This is a genomic window from Azospirillum sp. B2RO_4 (assembly GCF_051124815.1).
Lineage (GTDB): Bacteria > Pseudomonadota > Alphaproteobacteria > Azospirillales > Azospirillaceae > Azospirillum.
The window spans coordinates 1,420,612-1,435,908 of the sequence record NZ_CP118485.1 but is presented as its reverse complement, the minus strand read 5'-3'; the positions used below and the strand labels follow the sequence as shown (position 1 = coordinate 1,435,908).

The window sequence follows — 15,297 nt, the reverse complement described above, 5'->3', positions numbered from 1 at the left end:
GCTGCTAAGTGGATCGGCGGCAGGTGGGCCACCGGTCGACAGGCATAGCGAGAGGCGACTGTGCCTCTGCGGCGAGAAAGGTGATAGGACCCGCTGTGGGCCATGAACCCTACCGGAACCCTAGATGGGAAGGCCGAGGCGCTTCGCTACCTGAACATTGGTCATAGGCCGGCGAGCGGGAACGGGGTAGCCCACGTGACGGCTCCTCGGGCGGAGCGGCGGGAGGTCGCGAAGAAAGAAAAAGGCGCGCCCCCTGGGACGCGCCTTTCGCAAAAGCGGTGGGCGTGAGCCGTTATTCGGCCGCCGCACGCTTGCGGCCAAGCCCGAGCTTGGTCGCCATTTCCGAACGCGCCTTGGCGTAATTCGGGGCCACCATCGGGTATTCCGGCGGCAGTCCCCACTTGGCGCGATATTCGTCCGGCGTCATGTCATAGACGGTCTTCAGATGCCGCTTCAGCATCTTCAGCTTCTTCCCGTCTTCAAGGCAGACGATGAATTCCGGCGTGACCGACTTCTTGATCGCGACTGCCGGGACCAGTTCGGCCTTGGCCGGGGCCGGCTTGTCGTCGCCCAGATTGCGGAAGGCCGCCTGGACGCTGTTGATCAGCGTGGGCAGATCCTGAACCGGCACCGAGTTGTTGCCGACATAGGCGGCGACGACCCTGGCGGTCAGCGATTGCAGTTCGGTTTGATCGATGGACATGGCTGCGCTCCCCCTGGGACGTGGTTGCGGGCGAATCAGCCGTTCACCAGATCGCGCAGCTGCTTGGCCGGCTTGAACTTCGGAGCCTTGGAGGCGGCAATCGCCACGACTTCGCCGGTGCGCGGGTTGCGGCCTTCACGGGCGGCGCGCTCGGCCACCTCGAAGATGCCGAAACCGGCCAGCCGCACATCTTCGCCGCGACCCAGCGCGCCGGAGATGCCCTCGAACACAGCCTGAACGACCTTGGCCGCGTCGGCCTTCTTGATGCCGGCGTTGGTGGCGACGGTTTCGATCAGCTCGGCCTGGTTCATGCAAAACTCCATTTGTTCGGTTTGGTTTCGGTTTTTCGGAGTTATTGGCAGAACGGCACCATCCGCACAAGAGCGAACACAGATTGGGCAACCATCGGTGTTTTTCTTGCCGGTCATTTCTTCGCCATCTGTGGCGGCATTGCATCAAGAGCCGAGTCCCGATGCCGGTTCCGACCCTTTGGCCGCAGTTTTCTGCAGTGCGTATGGCAATCCGACACTGCCCGTGGCGCGACTCGCAAAGGCCAGCGGAAGATGCGGTGCGGAGTTTTTGCTTTCGCCGTCTCGTCGCTGTTTGCCGCCATCTTGATCTGCGGCGCGGCGACACCATCTGCGAGGAAGTTCGGGTCCGGGCCCCTCTGACGGCCGAGGCGTCGGTCGTGATGTCGGAACCGCTTGATCTCACCGCTCACGCAGCGTCATCAAGTGGGTTTTGCGATGGATGGTTTGTTTGCAACGATTTTCCTGGAATTTCTGGGAAAACCGGTTTGGATTTGGCTCGTTTTCGTTGGGATCGTCCTGACGCTTCTGGTTCTGGACTTGGGTGTCCTCAACCGGCGCGACCACGTCATCGGCGTCGGTGAAAGCCTGAAGCTCTCCGCCTTCTACATCGCGGTCGCCTTGCTGTTCGGTGGCTGGGTCTGGTGGTCGATGGGTGGCGAGGCCGGGTTGCAGTACTACACGGGCTTCTTCGTCGAGAAGAGCCTGTCACTGGACAATGTCTTCGTCATATCGCTGATCTTCAGCTATTTCGCCGTGCCCCGCGAATTGCAGCACCGAGTGCTGTTCTGGGGCATCCTTGGCGTCATCGTGCTGCGCGGCCTGATGATCGGCGCCGGCGCCGCTCTGGTGTCGGAATTCCACTGGATCCTCTACGTCTTCGGTGCCTTCCTGCTGTTGACCGGCATCAAGATGCTGTTCGCCACGGACGAGGAAACCAACATCGGCGATAATGCGGCGCTGCGGTTCCTGAAGCGCCACATCCGTGTGACCGATCGCTTCCATGGTCATCACTTCATTGTCAAACAGCCGGTGGGCGACAGCGGTGTCATGCGCTGGACGGCGACGCCGCTGCTGCTGGCGCTGATCATGGTGGAACTGGCCGATCTGGTCTTCGCGGTGGACAGTGTGCCGGCGATCTTCGCCATCACCACCGATCCGTATCTGGTCTACACCAGCAACATCTTCGCCATCCTGGGCCTGCGCGCCCTGTACTTTGCCCTGGCTGCGATGGTTCACCGCTTCCGCTACCTGAAATACGCTCTGGCTCTGGTTCTGGTGTTCATCGGCGGCAAGATCTTCTACACGCAATTTTTCGGCAAGCCCGACCCGCTGATCGCGCTGGGCGTCACCTTCGCCCTGATCGGCGGCGGCGTGGTGGTGTCGCTGTGGAAGACCAGCCGCGAGGCCAAGACCGCGGCTGCCGAGTAAACAGTTCGGTTGAAATGGGGGGGCGGCGCGCGAGTGCCGCCCCTTGTCATGCTCAGAATCCCAGCCTCGCCAATTCGGCAATGCTCTCCGCTGCGTTGCGGTGGAGGATGAATCGGCCACCGGCCGCCTCCCACGGTTCGCGGGCCTTCTCGCGGTCATCGACCAGGATGGCGCCGGGACTGGCGTAGCGGGCCTTGTCGCGGGCCATGCAGGTGATGACCGGCACCTCGGCCCCCAGCATGTGGGCAACCCACCGCTTCTTCTGCTCCGGCGCCCAGCTGCCCAGCGGCAGGCCGGTTAGGATGGTCGGCCGGTGCGGCGCACAGAAAGCCCAAAGCTCCTGCGCGTCATGCATGAAGTCCAGCGTGCCGAAGAAGTCGGAGTGGCGGGACAAGGCCCGCCACATCTCCTTCATTGGCAACTGTTCCGGCCGCTTGCCGGTGACCGCGACGACGCCGCGGTCGAAATCGGCAAGCACGCCGTCGAGGTCGAGGAACAGCGGCGATGGCACCTTACGCCCCGCTCAGTTCCGTCCGCTCGCGGAACTCGTCGAGCGCCTGCGGGTTGGACAGCGCCTCCGTGTTCTTGATCGGACGGCCATGGACGGCGTCGCGCACCGCCAGCTCGGTGATCTTGCCGGAGCGGGTGCGCGGGATGTCGGTGACCTGGACGATCTTCGCCGGGACATGGCGGGGGGAGCAATTGTCCTTGATCCGCTTGCGGATGGTGGTGGCCAGCGCCTCGTCCAGCTTCAGTCCCTCGCGCAGGACGACGAACAGCACGACGCGGACGTCGCCGTCCCATTCCTGGCCGATGCAGACAGCCTCCATGATCTCCGGCAACTGTTCGACCTGGCGGTAGATCTCCGCCGTGCCGATGCGCACGCCGCCGGGGTTCAGCACCGCATCAGACCGGCCGTAGATCACCCAGCCGCCATGCTCGGTCTGCTCGATGAAATCGCCGTGGACCCAGACATTGGGGAAGCGGTCGAAATAGGCGGAGCGGTATTTCGACCCGTCCGGATCGGCCCAGAAACCGATGGGCATGCTGGGGAAGGGGCGAGTGCAGACCAGTTCGCCCTTCTCGCCGCGCACGGCGTGGCCGTTGTCGTCGAACGCCTCCACCGCCATGCCGAGGCCGCGCGTCTGGATCTCGCCCTTCCAAACCGGGGAGATCGGGTTGCCCAGCACGAAGCAGGACATGATGTCGGTGCCGCCGCTGATCGAGGCAAGGTGGATGTCCTGCTTGATCGAGCGATAGACGAACTCGAAATTCTCCGGCATCAGCGGCGAGCCGGTGGAAGCCAGGGCGCGGACGCTTGCCAGCGAATGGGTCTTCATCGGCTCCAGTCCCGATTTCTCCAGCGACTGGATGAACTTGGCCGAGGTGCCGAACAGCGTGATCCGCTCCGCATCGGCATAGTCGAACAGGATGTTGCCGGTGGGCGCGAAGGGCGAGCCGTCATAGAGGACCAGCGTCGTGCCGCTGGCCAGCCCGGTCACCAGCCAGTTCCACATCATCCAGCCGCAGGTGGTGAAGTAGAACAGCCGGTCGCCGGGCTTCAGGTCGCAATGCAGCCGGTGCTCCTTCACATGCTGAAGGATGGTGCCGCCGGTGCCGTGGACGATGCATTTCGGCTTTCCGGTGGTGCCGGAGGAATAGAGGATGAACAGCGGGTGGTCGAAGGCGACCTGCTCGAAGGTCGGCTCGGCCGCCGGGTGGGGCGCCATGAACTCGTTGAAGCCGACGGCGCCGGGAATCATCGAAAGGTCGGGCGCCTTGTCGACATAGGGAATGATGACGGTGGCGACGACGGTCGGCAGGTCCTTCAGGACTTCCGCCACCTTGGCGCGGACGTCGTGGCTCTTGCCGTTGTACCAGTAGGCGTCGGGGGCGAAGACCACCTTCGGTTCGATCTGGCCGAAGCGGTCTGTGATGCCCTGGATACCGAAGTCGGGTGAGCAGGAGGACCAAACCGCGCCCAGGCTGGTGGTGGCGATCATCGCCGCCAGCGTTTCCGGCATGTTCGGCATGATGGCGGCGACGCGGTCGCCCTTGCCGACGCCCTTTGCCTTCAGCGCCTGTTGCAGGCGGGAGACGGTGGCCTTCAACTCCGCCCCGCTCCAGCGGTACTTGACCTTGTCCTCGCCCCAGAAGATGACGGCGTTGTCGTCCGGCGCGCCGGCCAGCAAATTCTCGGCATAGCTGAGGCGGGCTTCGGGGAACCAGCGCGCGCCCGGCATCTTGTCGCCGTCCAGCAGGTCGACGTTGCCAAGGTCGCCGGTCAGTCCGGCCCATTCCCATAGGAAGCGCCAGAACCGCTCCTTCTCCGCGATCGACCAGTTGTAGAGCGCGTCGTAATCGTCCAGCCGCAGTCCGAATCGCGCATTCGCCGCCTCGCGGAAAGCGGTCAGGTTGGCCTGCGCGATGCGCTCCTCACTCGGGCTCCACAGCGGAGTGTGCATTCTCGGTTCCCTCAGCGTCTCGTTGTCCGCCGGCGCCAGTCGCCGGCTCACCTGCCGGGTTGCTTGTTCGTGCCCCGGATTGCCGTGCAGCATAGCGCATGGCCGCCCCGGTTGTCTTTGTCCGGGTGGACGAAATGGGATAGGGCGGGCAGGCCCAAGGGCATGGGAATGCCAACGAAATCAGAGGACTGCAAACGAAAAAGGCGGGAAGTTTCCCTCCCGCCCTGTCGATCTGTGTCTTCGATCCGCCTGCTCAGGCGGCCTTCTTCTTGCCGGAGCCGATCTTCGGCTCCTCGCCTTTCAGCAGGCGCCGGATGTTCGCCTCGTGGCGGATGAAGACCAATGCCGCGATGAACAGGCAGAGGCCGCCGACCAGCGGCCCGCCGAAATACCAGCCGGTCAGCGGGCTGATGCCCAGTGCCGTCAGCGCCGACAGCGAAGAGATGCGGAACAGCGCCGCCATCACCAGCCAGGTCAGGCAGGCCAGCAGCCCGACCGGCCAGGACACCGCCAGCAGAACGCCCAGCGCAGTCGCGACGCCCTTGCCACCCTTGAAGCCGAGCCAGACCGGGAAGCTGTGCCCCAGCATGGCGCCGCCGGCGGCCAGCACCGCCGCTTCCGGTCCGGCCAGCCACTGCGCCAGCAACGCGGCGATGGCGCCTTTGCCGCTGTCGAGCAGCAGGGTTGCCAGCGCCAGCGGCTTGTTGCCGGTGCGCAGCACGTTGGTGGCGCCGATGTTGCCGGAGCCGATCTGGCGGATGTCGCCCAGACCGGCCATCCGGGTCAGCACCAGCCCGAAGGGGATCGAGCCCAGCAGGTAGCCCAGCAGGGCGGCGAACAGGAGGATCGGCACCGGATCAGTCCTCCGCCCGCCAGACGGTGCGGCCGTCGACGATGGTGCGCAGCGGCCGGCCCTGGACCGGGCGGTTTTCGAAAGGCGAGTTCTTCGACTTCGACTTGAAGCGGCTGACGTCGATCTGCCACGGTACGTCGGGATCGAAGACGACCAGATCGGCCGGCCCGCCCTTGACGATGCGGCCGAGCGGCAGATCGAGGATCGCCGCCGGGTTGGCGGTGACGCAGGCCAGCGCCTTCAGCAGCGGCATCTTGCCCTTATGCACCAGTTCCAGGGTCAGCGGGAACAGCGTCTCCAGTCCGATCACGCCGGGGGCGGCCTGGGCGAAGGGAAGGCGCTTCTGGTCCTGGTCCTGCGGCACATGGTCGGAGGCGATGGCGTCGATGGTGCCGTCGGCCAGACCCTCGACGATGGCGCGCCGATCCATCTCGCCACGCAGAGGCGGGGAGACCTTGGCATAGGTGCGGTAGTCGCCGACGTCGGTCTCTGTCAGGGCGAAATAGTGCGGAGCGGTGTCGCAGGTCACCTTCAGCCCGCGCGCCTTGGCGCGGCGGATCAGGTCGACCGACTCACCGGTGCTGATATGGGCGAAATGCAGCCGGCCGCCGGTCAACTCGGCCAGACGCAGGTCGCGCTCGACCATGATGATCTCGGCTTCGCGCGGGATGCCGACGAGGCCGAGACGGGTGGCGATCTCGCCCGAATTCATCATGCCGCCGGATGCCAGCGACGGCTCTTCCGGGTGCTGGACGATCAGCTTTCCGAAGGTCTTGGCGTAGCTGAGCGCCCGGCGCATCGTCTTGGCGCTGGTGATCGCCTTGATCCCGTCGGTGAAGGCGACCGCGCCAGCTTGGCCCAGCAGGCCCATCTCGGTGATCTCGTTGCCTTCGGTGCCGCGGGTGGCGGAAGCGTAGGCGAACACCTTGACCAGCTTCACCTCGCGGGCGCGCCGCGCGATGAACTCCAGCCCGGCGACCTCGTCCAGCACCGGGTCGGTGTTGGGCAGCAGCGCCATGGCGGTGATGCCGCCGGCCGCCGCGGCGCGGGACGCGCTCTTGATCGTGTCCTTCTCTTCCTCGCCGGGTTCGCCGATCAGCACGCGCATGTCGACGAGGCCGGGGGCGAGGCACTGGCCGGCGAGGTCGATGACCTCCGCACCCTCTGGCGTGGAGTCGTTGAACAGGCCGGCGCCGAAATCGGCGATGGTCTCGCCGTCGATCAGCAGGTCGCCGCGCTGGTCCAGGCCCGTCGCCGGGTCGAGCAGGCGGGCGTTGCGGTAGACGGTACGGGGGTTCGTCGGGGCACTCATCGGACGGCTCCCGCAAGGTCGGACTGGCGGCGTTCACGGGTCAGCAGGTCGAGCACGGCCATGCGCACGGCCACGCCAAGCTCCACCTGATCGAGGATCATCGAGCGCTTGAGGTCGTCGGCGACTTCCGAGTCGATCTCGACGCCACGGTTCATCGGCCCCGGATGCATGATGACGGCGTCGGGCTTCGCCACCTCCAGCTTCTCGTAATCGAGGCCGTAGAAGTAGAAGTATTCGCGGGTCGAGGGGACATATTGGCCGCTCATCCGCTCGGTCTGCAGGCGCAGCATCATCACCACGTCGGCGTCGCGCAGGCCGGACTTCATCGAATGGTGGACTTCGACGCCCAGCCGTTCGATCTGCGAGGGCAGCAGGGTCGGCGGCGCCACGCAGCGCACCCGGGCGCCCATGGCGTTCAGCAGGTGGATGTTGGAGCGCGCGACGCGGCTGTGCAGGATGTCGCCGCAGATCGCCACGATCAGCCCATCCAGCCGGCCAAGGCGGCGGCGGATCGCCAGCGCGTCGAGCAGGGCCTGGGTCGGGTGTTCGTGGTGGCCGTCGCCGGCGTTGATGACCGAGCAGTTGACCTTGTCGGCCAGCAGCTTCACTGCGCCCGAATCGGCGTGGCGCACCACCAGCGCGTCCAGGTGCATGGCGTTCAGCGTCATCGCCGTGTCGATCAGGGTCTCGCCCTTCTTCACCGAACTGCTGTCGGTCGACATGTTGATGACGTCGGCCCCCAGCCGCTTTCCGGCCAGCTCGAAGCTGGTGCGGGTGCGGGTGGAGTTCTCGAAGAACAGGTTCACCTGCGTGCGGCCGTCCAACAGGTTGGACTTCTTCACGGGGCGGCGGTTCTGCTCGACATAGCTATCGGCAAGGTCGAGGATCTGGGTGATCTCGCCGGCCCGCAGCCCCTCGATTCCGAGGAGATGGCGGTGCGGGAAGACCGTGTCGGGGGACGGGTTCGCGCTCATGGGCGCGGACTATAGGAGCGGTCCGTTACGCCCGCAAGCCGCTCAATTCGGCGCTTTTCAGACCGCTTCCGCCTCTTCGAACAACCAGTCGTGGAAGGCCTTCACCTTGGGCCGGGAAAAGTAATGCTGCGGGGCCACGACATAGTAGGCGAGGCTTCCCGGCAGCCGCACGTCGAACAGGCGGACCAGCCGTCCGGCCGCGATGTCGTCGGCCACCAGCACGCCGCGGGCCAGCGCGATGCCGTGGCCGTTGATCGCCGCCTGCAGGGTGAAGGACGAATCGTCGAATCGCAGGCCGCGGTCGGTGTCCACTCCCTCGATCCCCGCCGTCCGACACCACACCGCCCAGGAGATGTTGTAGTCGTCGTGCAGAAGCGTGTGGTGCCGCAAATCCTCCGGGTTCACCAGCGGCCGGTCGCCGGACAGCAGCGAAGGGTGGCCGACCGGGAAGATGTCTTCGGTCAGCAGCCGTTCGACCCGCAGATCCGGCCACAGGCCATTGCCGAAGCGGATCGCCAGATCGACGTCGTGGCGGGCGAAGTCCACCACCTGTGACGTGCTGTGAACCCGCACATCCATCTCCGGATGACGCTTCTGAAAACGCACCAGCCTCGGCACCAGCCATTTCGAAGCGAAGCTGGGCATGGTGGAGATGGTCAGCGTGCCGCTGCTGTCGGCGCGGATCAGGCGATCGGTCGCCTGTGACAGTGTGTCCATCGCCTCGCGCACCGGCGGCAGATAGTTCTGCCCGGCCTCGGTCAGCGCCAGAGCCCGGTTCATTCGGCGAAACAGCGGTAATCCGAGCCACTCCTCCAGCGCCTTGATCTGGTGACTGACGGCGGCCTGCGTCACATGCAGCTCGTCCGCGGCTTTTGTGAAGGAAAGATGGCGTGCGGCGGCTTCGAAGGCGCGAAGTGCGTTCAATGGAGGCAGGCGGCGGGACATGGCGGGGGCTGACCGGAGGCTGGATTCGGATTAGCTGAGCTAATCGATTCTATGAGAAAGCGTCGTTTGTCGGCAAGCGGTCTCTGTACCATCCTCAGTGTCACAAGCGATCTGACAACCGGAGCGCCGAGGCCGAGGCCCCGCTCCCCATTCACCGGAGGGAACCGGATCATGGCAAAGGGAACGCACTCTTCGATTTCCAGCGCAGAACTGTTCGTCCGCAAGCCGGCCCAGGCCGGTGCGGGGGTGGGCGAGCGTCTGGTGGCGCTGTTCGACCGCCTTGCGACCTGGAACGAGCGCCGCCGGCAGCGCCGTGCGCTGGAGGCTCTGCCCGACCATCTGCTGTCCGACATCGGCATCTCGCGCGCCGACGCGGATTATGAGGCCGAAAAGCCGTTCTGGCGGGGCTGAGCGATGGACGGCCTGAAGACGAGTGGGGAAGGAGAGCGGGTCTGGACCGGCGGTTGCCTGTGCGGCGGTGTCCGTTATGCCATCGACACCCGACCGGAGCCGATCTCCTTCTGCCACTGTTCCCAGTGCAGGCGCCAGCACAGCCATGTCGGCGCCTACACCGGTCTGCCGCGTTCGACGTTGCGTCTGCTCACCGACGACACGCTGACGTGGTACGCCTCTTCCGAGCGGGCACGGCGCGGCTTCTGCGCGCGTTGCGGTGCCGGGCTGTTCTGGGAGGCGCTGGACCAGTCCGGCGCGGAACCCCGGATCACTGTGACCGCCGGAAGCCTGGACGATGCGTCGGGGCTGCGGGTGGAGCGGCATATCTTCGTCGATCACAAGGGCACCTATTACGACATCGGCGACGACGGCGTCGAACGCCGGACCAGCACGGGAGAGGTGATGGAATGACCGAAGGCATGACGGGGCGGGAGCGGGTATTGGCGGGAGGTTGCCTGTGTGGCGGTGTGCGCTTCCTGCTGGCGGAACGGCCGGATGGGGTCGTGACCTGCCATTGCGGCCAGTGCCTTCGTTTCCACGGCCACATCGGCGCCTATGTCACGGTTCCGCGCGACACCGTCACCTTCGACGCCGACGGAACGCTGTCCTGGTATCGCTCCTCCGACATCGCGGAGCGGGGATTCTGCGGGCGCTGCGGGTCGTCCCTGTTCTGGAAAGGCGACGGCAAGGCCGAGATCGAGATCGCCGCCGGCAGCCTGGACCAGCCGACCGGGCTGACGACCCTCCGCCATGGCTATATGGCCGGTAAGGCCGACTACTATGAAATCACCGATGGGCTTGAGCAGTTTCCCGGCTCGTCCGAGCAGGAGTAGCGCGGCAGGGATCCAGGGGGTGGGAGCTTTCGAATCGGCGGCAACCCGGCGGGGTGCGCGATTCCGTCGCAGGTGCGTTGCGGAGCCTGCGGGTGCCTTTTCATTTGACCGTGGGGGGCTTGAGTGAGAATGATTTTCACAAGCAATGGCCCACCAGCCCCTGAGGTTTTCCGCGAATGCGTCGTGTCTCCCTGCTTTCCGCCGCCTTCGGCATTGTCCTGTCCGGTGCCGCCCTGATCCATGCCGTCCCGGCGCAGGCCGCCGATACGGTGACCATCGTCATCAAGGATCACAAGTTCGAGCCGGCGGAGGTCAAGATTCCGGCGAACAAGCGGGTGACCCTGCTGGTCGACAACCAGGACGCCACGTCGGAAGAGTTCGAAAGCGGCGAGATGAAGGTTGAGAAGATCGTCGGCGGCCGCAAGCAGATCAAGGTCATGGTCGGTCCGCTGAAGCCGGGGCGCTATCCCTTCTTCGGCGAATTCCACGAAGCGACGGCGCAAGGCGTCGTGATCGCCGAGTGACGTTGTCCCAGCAGACCGCCCAGTACCGGAGACGACCATGCTCGCCAGTCTGATCATCGTCTTTCGCGAGGTCCTCGAAGCGGGCCTCATCGTCGGTATCGTGCTGGCCGCGACCCAGGGAGTGCCCGGGCGCGGCCGGTGGATTTCGCTCGGCATCGTCGGCGGTATCGTCGGGTCCTGCATCGTCGCCGCCTTCGCCGACGGCATCAGCTCGCTGTTCGCCGATACCGGGCAGGAGATGTTCAACGCCACCGTCCTGCTGATCGCCGTCGTCATGCTGGCCTGGCACAATGCCTGGATGGCACAGCATGGCCGCGAACTGGCGCGCGACATGAAGGCGGTCGGCCGTGCGGTGCAGAGCGGGGAGAAGTCGCTGGCGGCGCTGGCCATCGTCATCGGCGTCGCCGTGCTGCGCGAGGGGTCGGAGGTCGTGCTGTTCCTGACCGGCATCCTGGCGTCGGAGGAGGGCGGCATCGCCACCGTGGCCACCGGCGGGCTGGGCGGCATGGCGCTGGGCGCGCTGGTCTCGGTCCTGCTCTATGCCGGGCTTCTGCAGATCCCGACGCGGCACCTGTTCGCCACCACCACGTGGCTGCTGACCCTGCTGGCCGCCGGCATGGCCGCCACGGCGGTCAATTTCCTGGCGCAGGGCGGCATCCTGATGTCGGGCGGCACCGTGCTGTGGGACACCTCGGATGTCCTGCGCGACAACAGCCTCGTCGGGCAGGCGCTGCATGTGCTGGTCGGTTACACCGACCGTCCGACGGAGGCGCAGCTGATCGCCTATGTCGGCGTGGTTGTCGGCATCCTTCTGCTGACCCGCTGGGCCGCCAGCGGGGCGCCGCCGTCGAACAACTCGCGCGTGGCCTCCGCGGCCGAATAATCAATAGCATCTGGGTGTATGGCCGGGCTGACGGTTAAGCGTCTGGCATCGGCCGTCCAAATCGCGCCATAGTGCCCCCGCGACAGTCGAGCGGCGGCGGGGGACATGGCGGAGCTTGTGACGTTGGTTGTGCTGCTGGCGGCGATGGTGGTCGCCGTGCCGGTGGCAAAAAGATTCGGGTTCGGTGCGCCGCTCGGCTATCTCGCCGCCGGGCTGGCGGTGGGTCCGGCCGGGCTCGGGCTGGTCACCAATGTGGGGGCGATCGCCCACGCGTCGGAACTCGGCGTCGTCATGCTGCTGTTCCTGATCGGGCTGGAGCTGAGGCCCGCCCGTCTGTGGGTCATGCGGAAATCGGTGCTGGGATTGGGCGGTGCCCAGGTGGCCGTCACCGGCGCCGCAATCACTGCGCTGTGCGGCTGGGGCCTGGGGCTGGCTTGGCCGACGGCCGTCGTGCTGGGCTTCGGCTTCGCCCTGTCCTCCACCGCCATGGCGCTGCCGATGATGGCGGAGCGCGGGCTGCTCGCCAACCAATCCGGGCGCAACGCCTTTTCCGTTCTGCTGTTCCAGGACCTCGCGATCATTCCCGCGGTGGCGCTGCTGCCGCTGCTGGGCACCGGCAGCGTGCCGCAGGCGGACGGCGCGTGGCTGTCCGTCGCCAAGGCGGCGGTTGCCGTGGTCGTGGTGCTGATCGGCGGGCGCTATCTGCTGCGGCCGATCTTCCACGCCGTCGACCGGGCCGGCGCGCCCGAGATTTTCACCGCCACCGCCCTGCTGATCGTGATCGGCACCGCCGTGCTGATCCAGGAGGCCGGGCTGTCGATGTCGCTGGGCGCCTTCATGGCCGGCGTCCTGCTGTCGGATTCGGAATACCGGCACGAGGTGCAGGCCGATATCGAACCCTTCGAGGGCTTGCTGCTCGGGCTGTTCTTCGTGTCGGTCGGCATGGGGGCCGACATTCCCACCCTGATGGCACATCCCGTCCGTTTCCTCGGCCTTGCGGTGGCGCTGCTGGTGGTGAAGGCGCTGGTGATGCTGGTTCTGGCCCGCATCGCCGGGGTGCCGTGGGCCGGGGCGACGCGGATGGCGACGGTGCTGAGCCAGGGCGGCGAGTTCGGTTTCGTGCTGTTCGGGCTGGCGGTCGGCGGCGGCGTGATGGCCGGCGAACAGGCGTCGGCTGCGATGCTGGTGGTCACCCTGTCGATGCTGGCGACGCCGTTCCTGTTCGCGGCGGAGGAGCGCTGGTTCGCGCCGCGCCTGATGGCGGGGAAGCCCAAGCGTCCCTTCGATACCCCGCCCGACGACAACCCGCCGGTCATCATCTGCGGCTTCGGCCGGGTGGGGCAGGTGGTCGGCCGGGTGCTGCGGGTGCGCGGCATTCCCTTCACCGCGCTGGAGCAGAGCGCAGCCCAGGTCGATTTTGTCCGCAAGTTCGGCAGCAAGGCCTATTACGGCGACCCGACCCGCGTGGAGCTTCTGCGTGCCGCCGGGGCCGAGAAGGCGAAGATTCTGGTGGTGGCGCTGGAGGATATGGAGCAGTCGCTGCGGGTGGTGGAGATGGCGACGCGCCATTTCCCCAACCTGACCATCTTCGCCCGCGCCCGCAACCGTCGCCATGTCCATCATCTGATGGACCGCGGCGTGACCCACATCGTGCGCGAGACCTTCGATTCCAGCATCCGCATGACCGGCGACGTGCTGCGCGAGATGGGGCTGGCGGAAGGTGAGGTGACGCGGACGCTCGACACCTTCCGCGCCCATGACGAGCGCACGCTGGTCCGCCAGCATGCCGTCCACAATGACGAGATCAAGCTGATCCAGACCTCCCGCGATGCCGCCGACGAGCTTCAGTCGCTGTTCGAGGCGGATCGGGAGGGTGAAGCCAGGGCGAAGGCCGAGGCCTAACCGATCAGCAGGCTGTCGTCGCTGATCTCCACCCCGCCGCGCTGCTTGGCGAACAGCGCCAGCAGGTGCGGCACGTCCAGACCGGCGCGCTCCTCGCCCGCCACGTCGAGGACGACGCGACCCTCGTGCAGCATCAGCGTGCGGTCGCCATAGTCCAGCGCCTGCCGCATCGAATGGGTGACCATCAGCGTGGTCAGGCGGTTGTCGCGGACGATGCGGCGGGTCAGGTCCAGCACGAAATCGGCGGTGGCGGGGTCGAGTGCCGCGGTGTGCTCGTCCAGCAGCAGGATCTTGGAGCCGGCGAGCGTAGCCATCAGCAGGCTGACCGCCTGACGCTGCCCGCCGGACAGCAGGCCCATGCGGTCGTGCAGACGGTTCTCCAGCCCCAGGCCGAGCGCGGCGATGCGGTCGCGGAAATTCCTGCGGCGGTCGCTGCCCAACGCCAGCCCGAGACCGCGGCGGCGACCGCGGGCGGCAGCCAGCGCCATATTCTCCTCGATGGTCAGGGCGGCGCAACTGCCGGCCATCGGGTCCTGGAAGACGCGGGCGACCAGACCGGCACGGCGCGGGGTGTCCCAGCGGGTAACGTCGGTGCCGTCGATGGAGATGCGCCCGTGCTCCGCCAGCACGTCGCCGGCCAGCGAGCCGAGGAAGGTCGACTTGCCGGCGCCGTTGGAGCCGATGACGGTGACGAACTCTCCTTCCGGGATGGTGAGGTCGACTCCGCGCAGCGCGTGCTTTTCCAGCGGCGTGCCGCGGCCGAAGGTGACGTGGATGTCCTCGACGACGATCATTTGGCGGCACTCGGGCTGCGGGAGACGCTGCGCGAGGCCTTGGCCTTCAGGCGCGGCAGGATCAGGGCGACGGCGACCAGCACCGCGGTTACCAGATTGAGGTCGGAGGCCTGCAGGCCGATGGAGTCGGCCGACAGCGCCAATTGCACCGCAAGGCGATAGAGGATCGAGCCGGCGACGCAGCCGACCAGCGCGAGAGCCAGGGCGCGGGCGGGCAGCACCGTCTCGCCGACGATGACGGCGGCCAGCCCGACCACGATGGTGCCGATTCCGGTGGTGACGTCGGCAAAGCCGTTGGTCTGGGCGAACAGGGCGCCGGCCAGACCGGTCAGGGCGTTGGACAGGGCGATGCCGGCATAGACATGGGCGTCGGTGTCGACGCCCTGCGCCCGCGCCATCCGCGCGTTGACGCCGGTCGCCCGCATCGCCAGCCCGAACTCGCTGGACAGGAAGCGGGCGAGCAGCAGAACGACGACCGCGACGATGACGCCGACCACCAGCGGCCGGACGATGTGGTCCGGAATCCCGAGCCCATAGAAGGGCGTCAGCACCGTGTCCTGCATCAGCAGCGCCACGTTGGGACGGCCCATGACCCGCAGGTTGACGGAGAACAGCGCGATCATGGTCAGGATGCTGGCGAGCAGATGCAGGATCTTGAAGCGCACGTTCAGCGTCGCCGTCACCAGACCGGCCGCGGCACCCGCAAGCGCGGCGGCGAGGCTGGCGAGCCAGGGATTGACCCCGGCGATCAAGAGCACCGCGCAGACGGCCGCCCCCAGCGGAAAGCTTCCGTCCACCGTCAGGTCGGGGAAGTCCAGGATGCGGAAGGACAGATAGACGCCGATGGCGACCAGCGCATAGACGAGGCCGATCTCGATGGCGCCGAAGAGGGCGATTTCAGTCATTGCGGTGCTTTT

At 66.6% G+C, this 15,297-nt stretch carries 17 protein-coding genes; 7 read left to right on the top strand and 10 right to left on the bottom strand.

Going from position 1 to position 15,297, the window contains the following annotated elements:
- Positions 1-292: 292 nt before the first annotated feature.
- Positions 293-703, bottom strand: a complete 411-nt coding sequence (locus PWS46_RS06850; RefSeq protein ID WP_085089493.1) for a MucR family transcriptional regulator — start codon at positions 701-703, stop codon at positions 293-295.
- Positions 704-738: 35 nt separating this feature from the next.
- Positions 739-1,014 (bottom strand): HU family DNA-binding protein, encoded by a 276-nt coding sequence (locus tag PWS46_RS06845; protein WP_012974184.1) that lies wholly within the window; start codon positions 1,012-1,014, stop codon positions 739-741.
- Positions 1,015-1,449: 435 nt separating this feature from the next.
- On the opposite strand from PWS46_RS06845, the gene PWS46_RS06840 reads away from it, so the two are divergent.
- The gene (locus PWS46_RS06840) at positions 1,450-2,442 is read left to right on the top strand and encodes a TerC family protein (RefSeq protein WP_434619921.1); all 993 of its coding nucleotides are present in this window, start codon (positions 1,450-1,452) and stop codon (positions 2,440-2,442) included.
- Between the two features lie 52 nt (positions 2,443-2,494).
- Here the strand turns inward: PWS46_RS06840 and PWS46_RS06835 are convergent, their stop codons facing one another.
- From PWS46_RS06835 to PWS46_RS06810, 6 genes are all read right to left on the bottom strand, one after another.
- The gene (locus tag PWS46_RS06835; RefSeq protein WP_434619810.1) at positions 2,495-2,953 is read right to left on the bottom strand and encodes a hypothetical protein; all 459 of its coding nucleotides are present in this window, start codon (positions 2,951-2,953) and stop codon (positions 2,495-2,497) included.
- Between the two features lies 1 nt (position 2,954).
- Positions 2,955-4,907, bottom strand: coding sequence for an acetoacetate--CoA ligase (locus PWS46_RS06830; RefSeq protein WP_434619807.1), 1,953 nt, complete (start codon positions 4,905-4,907; stop codon positions 2,955-2,957).
- A 253-nt stretch (positions 4,908-5,160) separates the two neighbouring features.
- The gene (gene plsY / locus PWS46_RS06825; protein ID WP_434619804.1) at positions 5,161-5,760 is read right to left on the bottom strand and encodes a glycerol-3-phosphate 1-O-acyltransferase PlsY; all 600 of its coding nucleotides are present in this window, start codon (positions 5,758-5,760) and stop codon (positions 5,161-5,163) included.
- Between the two features lie 4 nt (positions 5,761-5,764).
- Complete coding sequence (locus PWS46_RS06820; protein ID WP_434619801.1) at positions 5,765-7,072, bottom strand: dihydroorotase; 1,308 nt, start codon at positions 7,070-7,072, stop codon at positions 5,765-5,767.
- Entirely contained in the window at positions 7,069-8,046 is a 978-nt protein-coding gene (locus PWS46_RS06815; protein WP_434619798.1) for an aspartate carbamoyltransferase catalytic subunit, read from the bottom strand. Before PWS46_RS06815 ends, PWS46_RS06820 begins: the two co-directional genes overlap by 4 nt.
- 57 nt (positions 8,047-8,103) lie before the next feature.
- Positions 8,104-8,991, bottom strand: coding sequence for a transcriptional regulator GcvA (locus tag PWS46_RS06810; protein WP_434619795.1), 888 nt, complete (start codon positions 8,989-8,991; stop codon positions 8,104-8,106).
- 171 nt (positions 8,992-9,162) lie between these two features.
- Between PWS46_RS06810 and PWS46_RS06805 the strand changes: the two genes are divergently transcribed.
- The 6 genes from PWS46_RS06805 (at position 9,163) to PWS46_RS06780 (ending at position 13,586) form a co-directional block, all read left to right on the top strand.
- Positions 9,163-9,402, top strand: coding sequence for a DUF1127 domain-containing protein (locus PWS46_RS06805; RefSeq protein ID WP_434619792.1), 240 nt, complete (start codon positions 9,163-9,165; stop codon positions 9,400-9,402).
- 3 nt (positions 9,403-9,405) lie between these two features.
- Entirely contained in the window at positions 9,406-9,855 is a 450-nt protein-coding gene (locus PWS46_RS06800; RefSeq protein WP_434619789.1) for a GFA family protein, read from the top strand.
- Entirely contained in the window at positions 9,852-10,277 is a 426-nt protein-coding gene (locus tag PWS46_RS06795; protein WP_434619786.1) for a GFA family protein, read from the top strand. Before PWS46_RS06800 ends, PWS46_RS06795 begins: the two co-directional genes overlap by 4 nt.
- Before the next feature lie 176 nt (positions 10,278-10,453).
- Positions 10,454-10,801: a cupredoxin domain-containing protein gene (locus PWS46_RS06790; protein WP_434619783.1), complete on the top strand. Its 348-nt coding sequence runs from the start codon at positions 10,454-10,456 to the stop codon at positions 10,799-10,801.
- 37 nt (positions 10,802-10,838) lie between these two features.
- Positions 10,839-11,684 (top strand): FTR1 family iron permease, encoded by an 846-nt coding sequence (locus tag PWS46_RS06785; RefSeq protein ID WP_434619780.1) that lies wholly within the window; start codon positions 10,839-10,841, stop codon positions 11,682-11,684.
- Between the two features lie 105 nt (positions 11,685-11,789).
- Complete coding sequence (locus PWS46_RS06780; protein ID WP_434619777.1) at positions 11,790-13,586, top strand: monovalent cation:proton antiporter-2 (CPA2) family protein; 1,797 nt, start codon at positions 11,790-11,792, stop codon at positions 13,584-13,586.
- Here PWS46_RS06780 and PWS46_RS06775 read toward each other — a convergent pair.
- Positions 13,583-14,380 carry an ABC transporter ATP-binding protein gene (locus PWS46_RS06775; protein ID WP_434619774.1) on the bottom strand — a complete coding sequence of 266 codons (798 nt, stop codon included), beginning with the start codon at positions 14,378-14,380 and terminating at the stop codon, positions 13,583-13,585. The genes PWS46_RS06780 and PWS46_RS06775 overlap by 4 nt on opposite strands.
- Positions 14,377-15,285 carry an ABC transporter permease gene (locus tag PWS46_RS06770; RefSeq protein WP_109075400.1) on the bottom strand — a complete coding sequence of 303 codons (909 nt, stop codon included), beginning with the start codon at positions 15,283-15,285 and terminating at the stop codon, positions 14,377-14,379. The genes PWS46_RS06775 and PWS46_RS06770 overlap by 4 nt, the downstream gene beginning before the upstream one ends.
- Positions 15,286-15,297 lie beyond the last annotated feature (12 nt).

Excerpts from the sequence above, each read along its gene's own strand:
- PWS46_RS06850 (WP_085089493.1), bottom strand. The coding sequence starts at position 703 with ATGTCCATCGATCAAACCGAACTGCAATCGCTGACCGCCAGGGTCGTC.
- PWS46_RS06845 (WP_012974184.1), bottom strand. The coding sequence starts at position 1,014 with ATGAACCAGGCCGAGCTGATCGAAACCGTCGCCACCAACGCCGGCATC.
- PWS46_RS06840 (WP_434619921.1), top strand. The coding sequence starts at position 1,450 with ATGGATGGTTTGTTTGCAACGATTTTCCTGGAATTTCTGGGAAAACCG.
- PWS46_RS06830 (WP_434619807.1), bottom strand. The coding sequence starts at position 4,907 with ATGCACACTCCGCTGTGGAGCCCGAGTGAGGAGCGCATCGCGCAGGCC.
- PWS46_RS06820 (WP_434619801.1), bottom strand. The coding sequence starts at position 7,072 with ATGAGTGCCCCGACGAACCCCCGTACCGTCTACCGCAACGCCCGCCTG.
- PWS46_RS06815 (WP_434619798.1), bottom strand. The coding sequence starts at position 8,046 with ATGAGCGCGAACCCGTCCCCCGACACGGTCTTCCCGCACCGCCATCTC.
- PWS46_RS06810 (WP_434619795.1), bottom strand. The coding sequence starts at position 8,991 with ATGTCCCGCCGCCTGCCTCCATTGAACGCACTTCGCGCCTTCGAAGCC.
- PWS46_RS06805 (WP_434619792.1), top strand. The coding sequence starts at position 9,163 with ATGGCAAAGGGAACGCACTCTTCGATTTCCAGCGCAGAACTGTTCGTC.
- PWS46_RS06800 (WP_434619789.1), top strand. The coding sequence starts at position 9,406 with ATGGACGGCCTGAAGACGAGTGGGGAAGGAGAGCGGGTCTGGACCGGC.
- PWS46_RS06795 (WP_434619786.1), top strand. The coding sequence starts at position 9,852 with ATGACCGAAGGCATGACGGGGCGGGAGCGGGTATTGGCGGGAGGTTGC.
- PWS46_RS06790 (WP_434619783.1), top strand. The coding sequence starts at position 10,454 with ATGCGTCGTGTCTCCCTGCTTTCCGCCGCCTTCGGCATTGTCCTGTCC.
- PWS46_RS06785 (WP_434619780.1), top strand. The coding sequence starts at position 10,839 with ATGCTCGCCAGTCTGATCATCGTCTTTCGCGAGGTCCTCGAAGCGGGC.
- PWS46_RS06780 (WP_434619777.1), top strand. The coding sequence starts at position 11,790 with ATGGCGGAGCTTGTGACGTTGGTTGTGCTGCTGGCGGCGATGGTGGTC.
- PWS46_RS06775 (WP_434619774.1), bottom strand. The coding sequence starts at position 14,380 with ATGATCGTCGTCGAGGACATCCACGTCACCTTCGGCCGCGGCACGCCG.
- PWS46_RS06770 (WP_109075400.1), bottom strand. The coding sequence starts at position 15,285 with ATGACTGAAATCGCCCTCTTCGGCGCCATCGAGATCGGCCTCGTCTAT.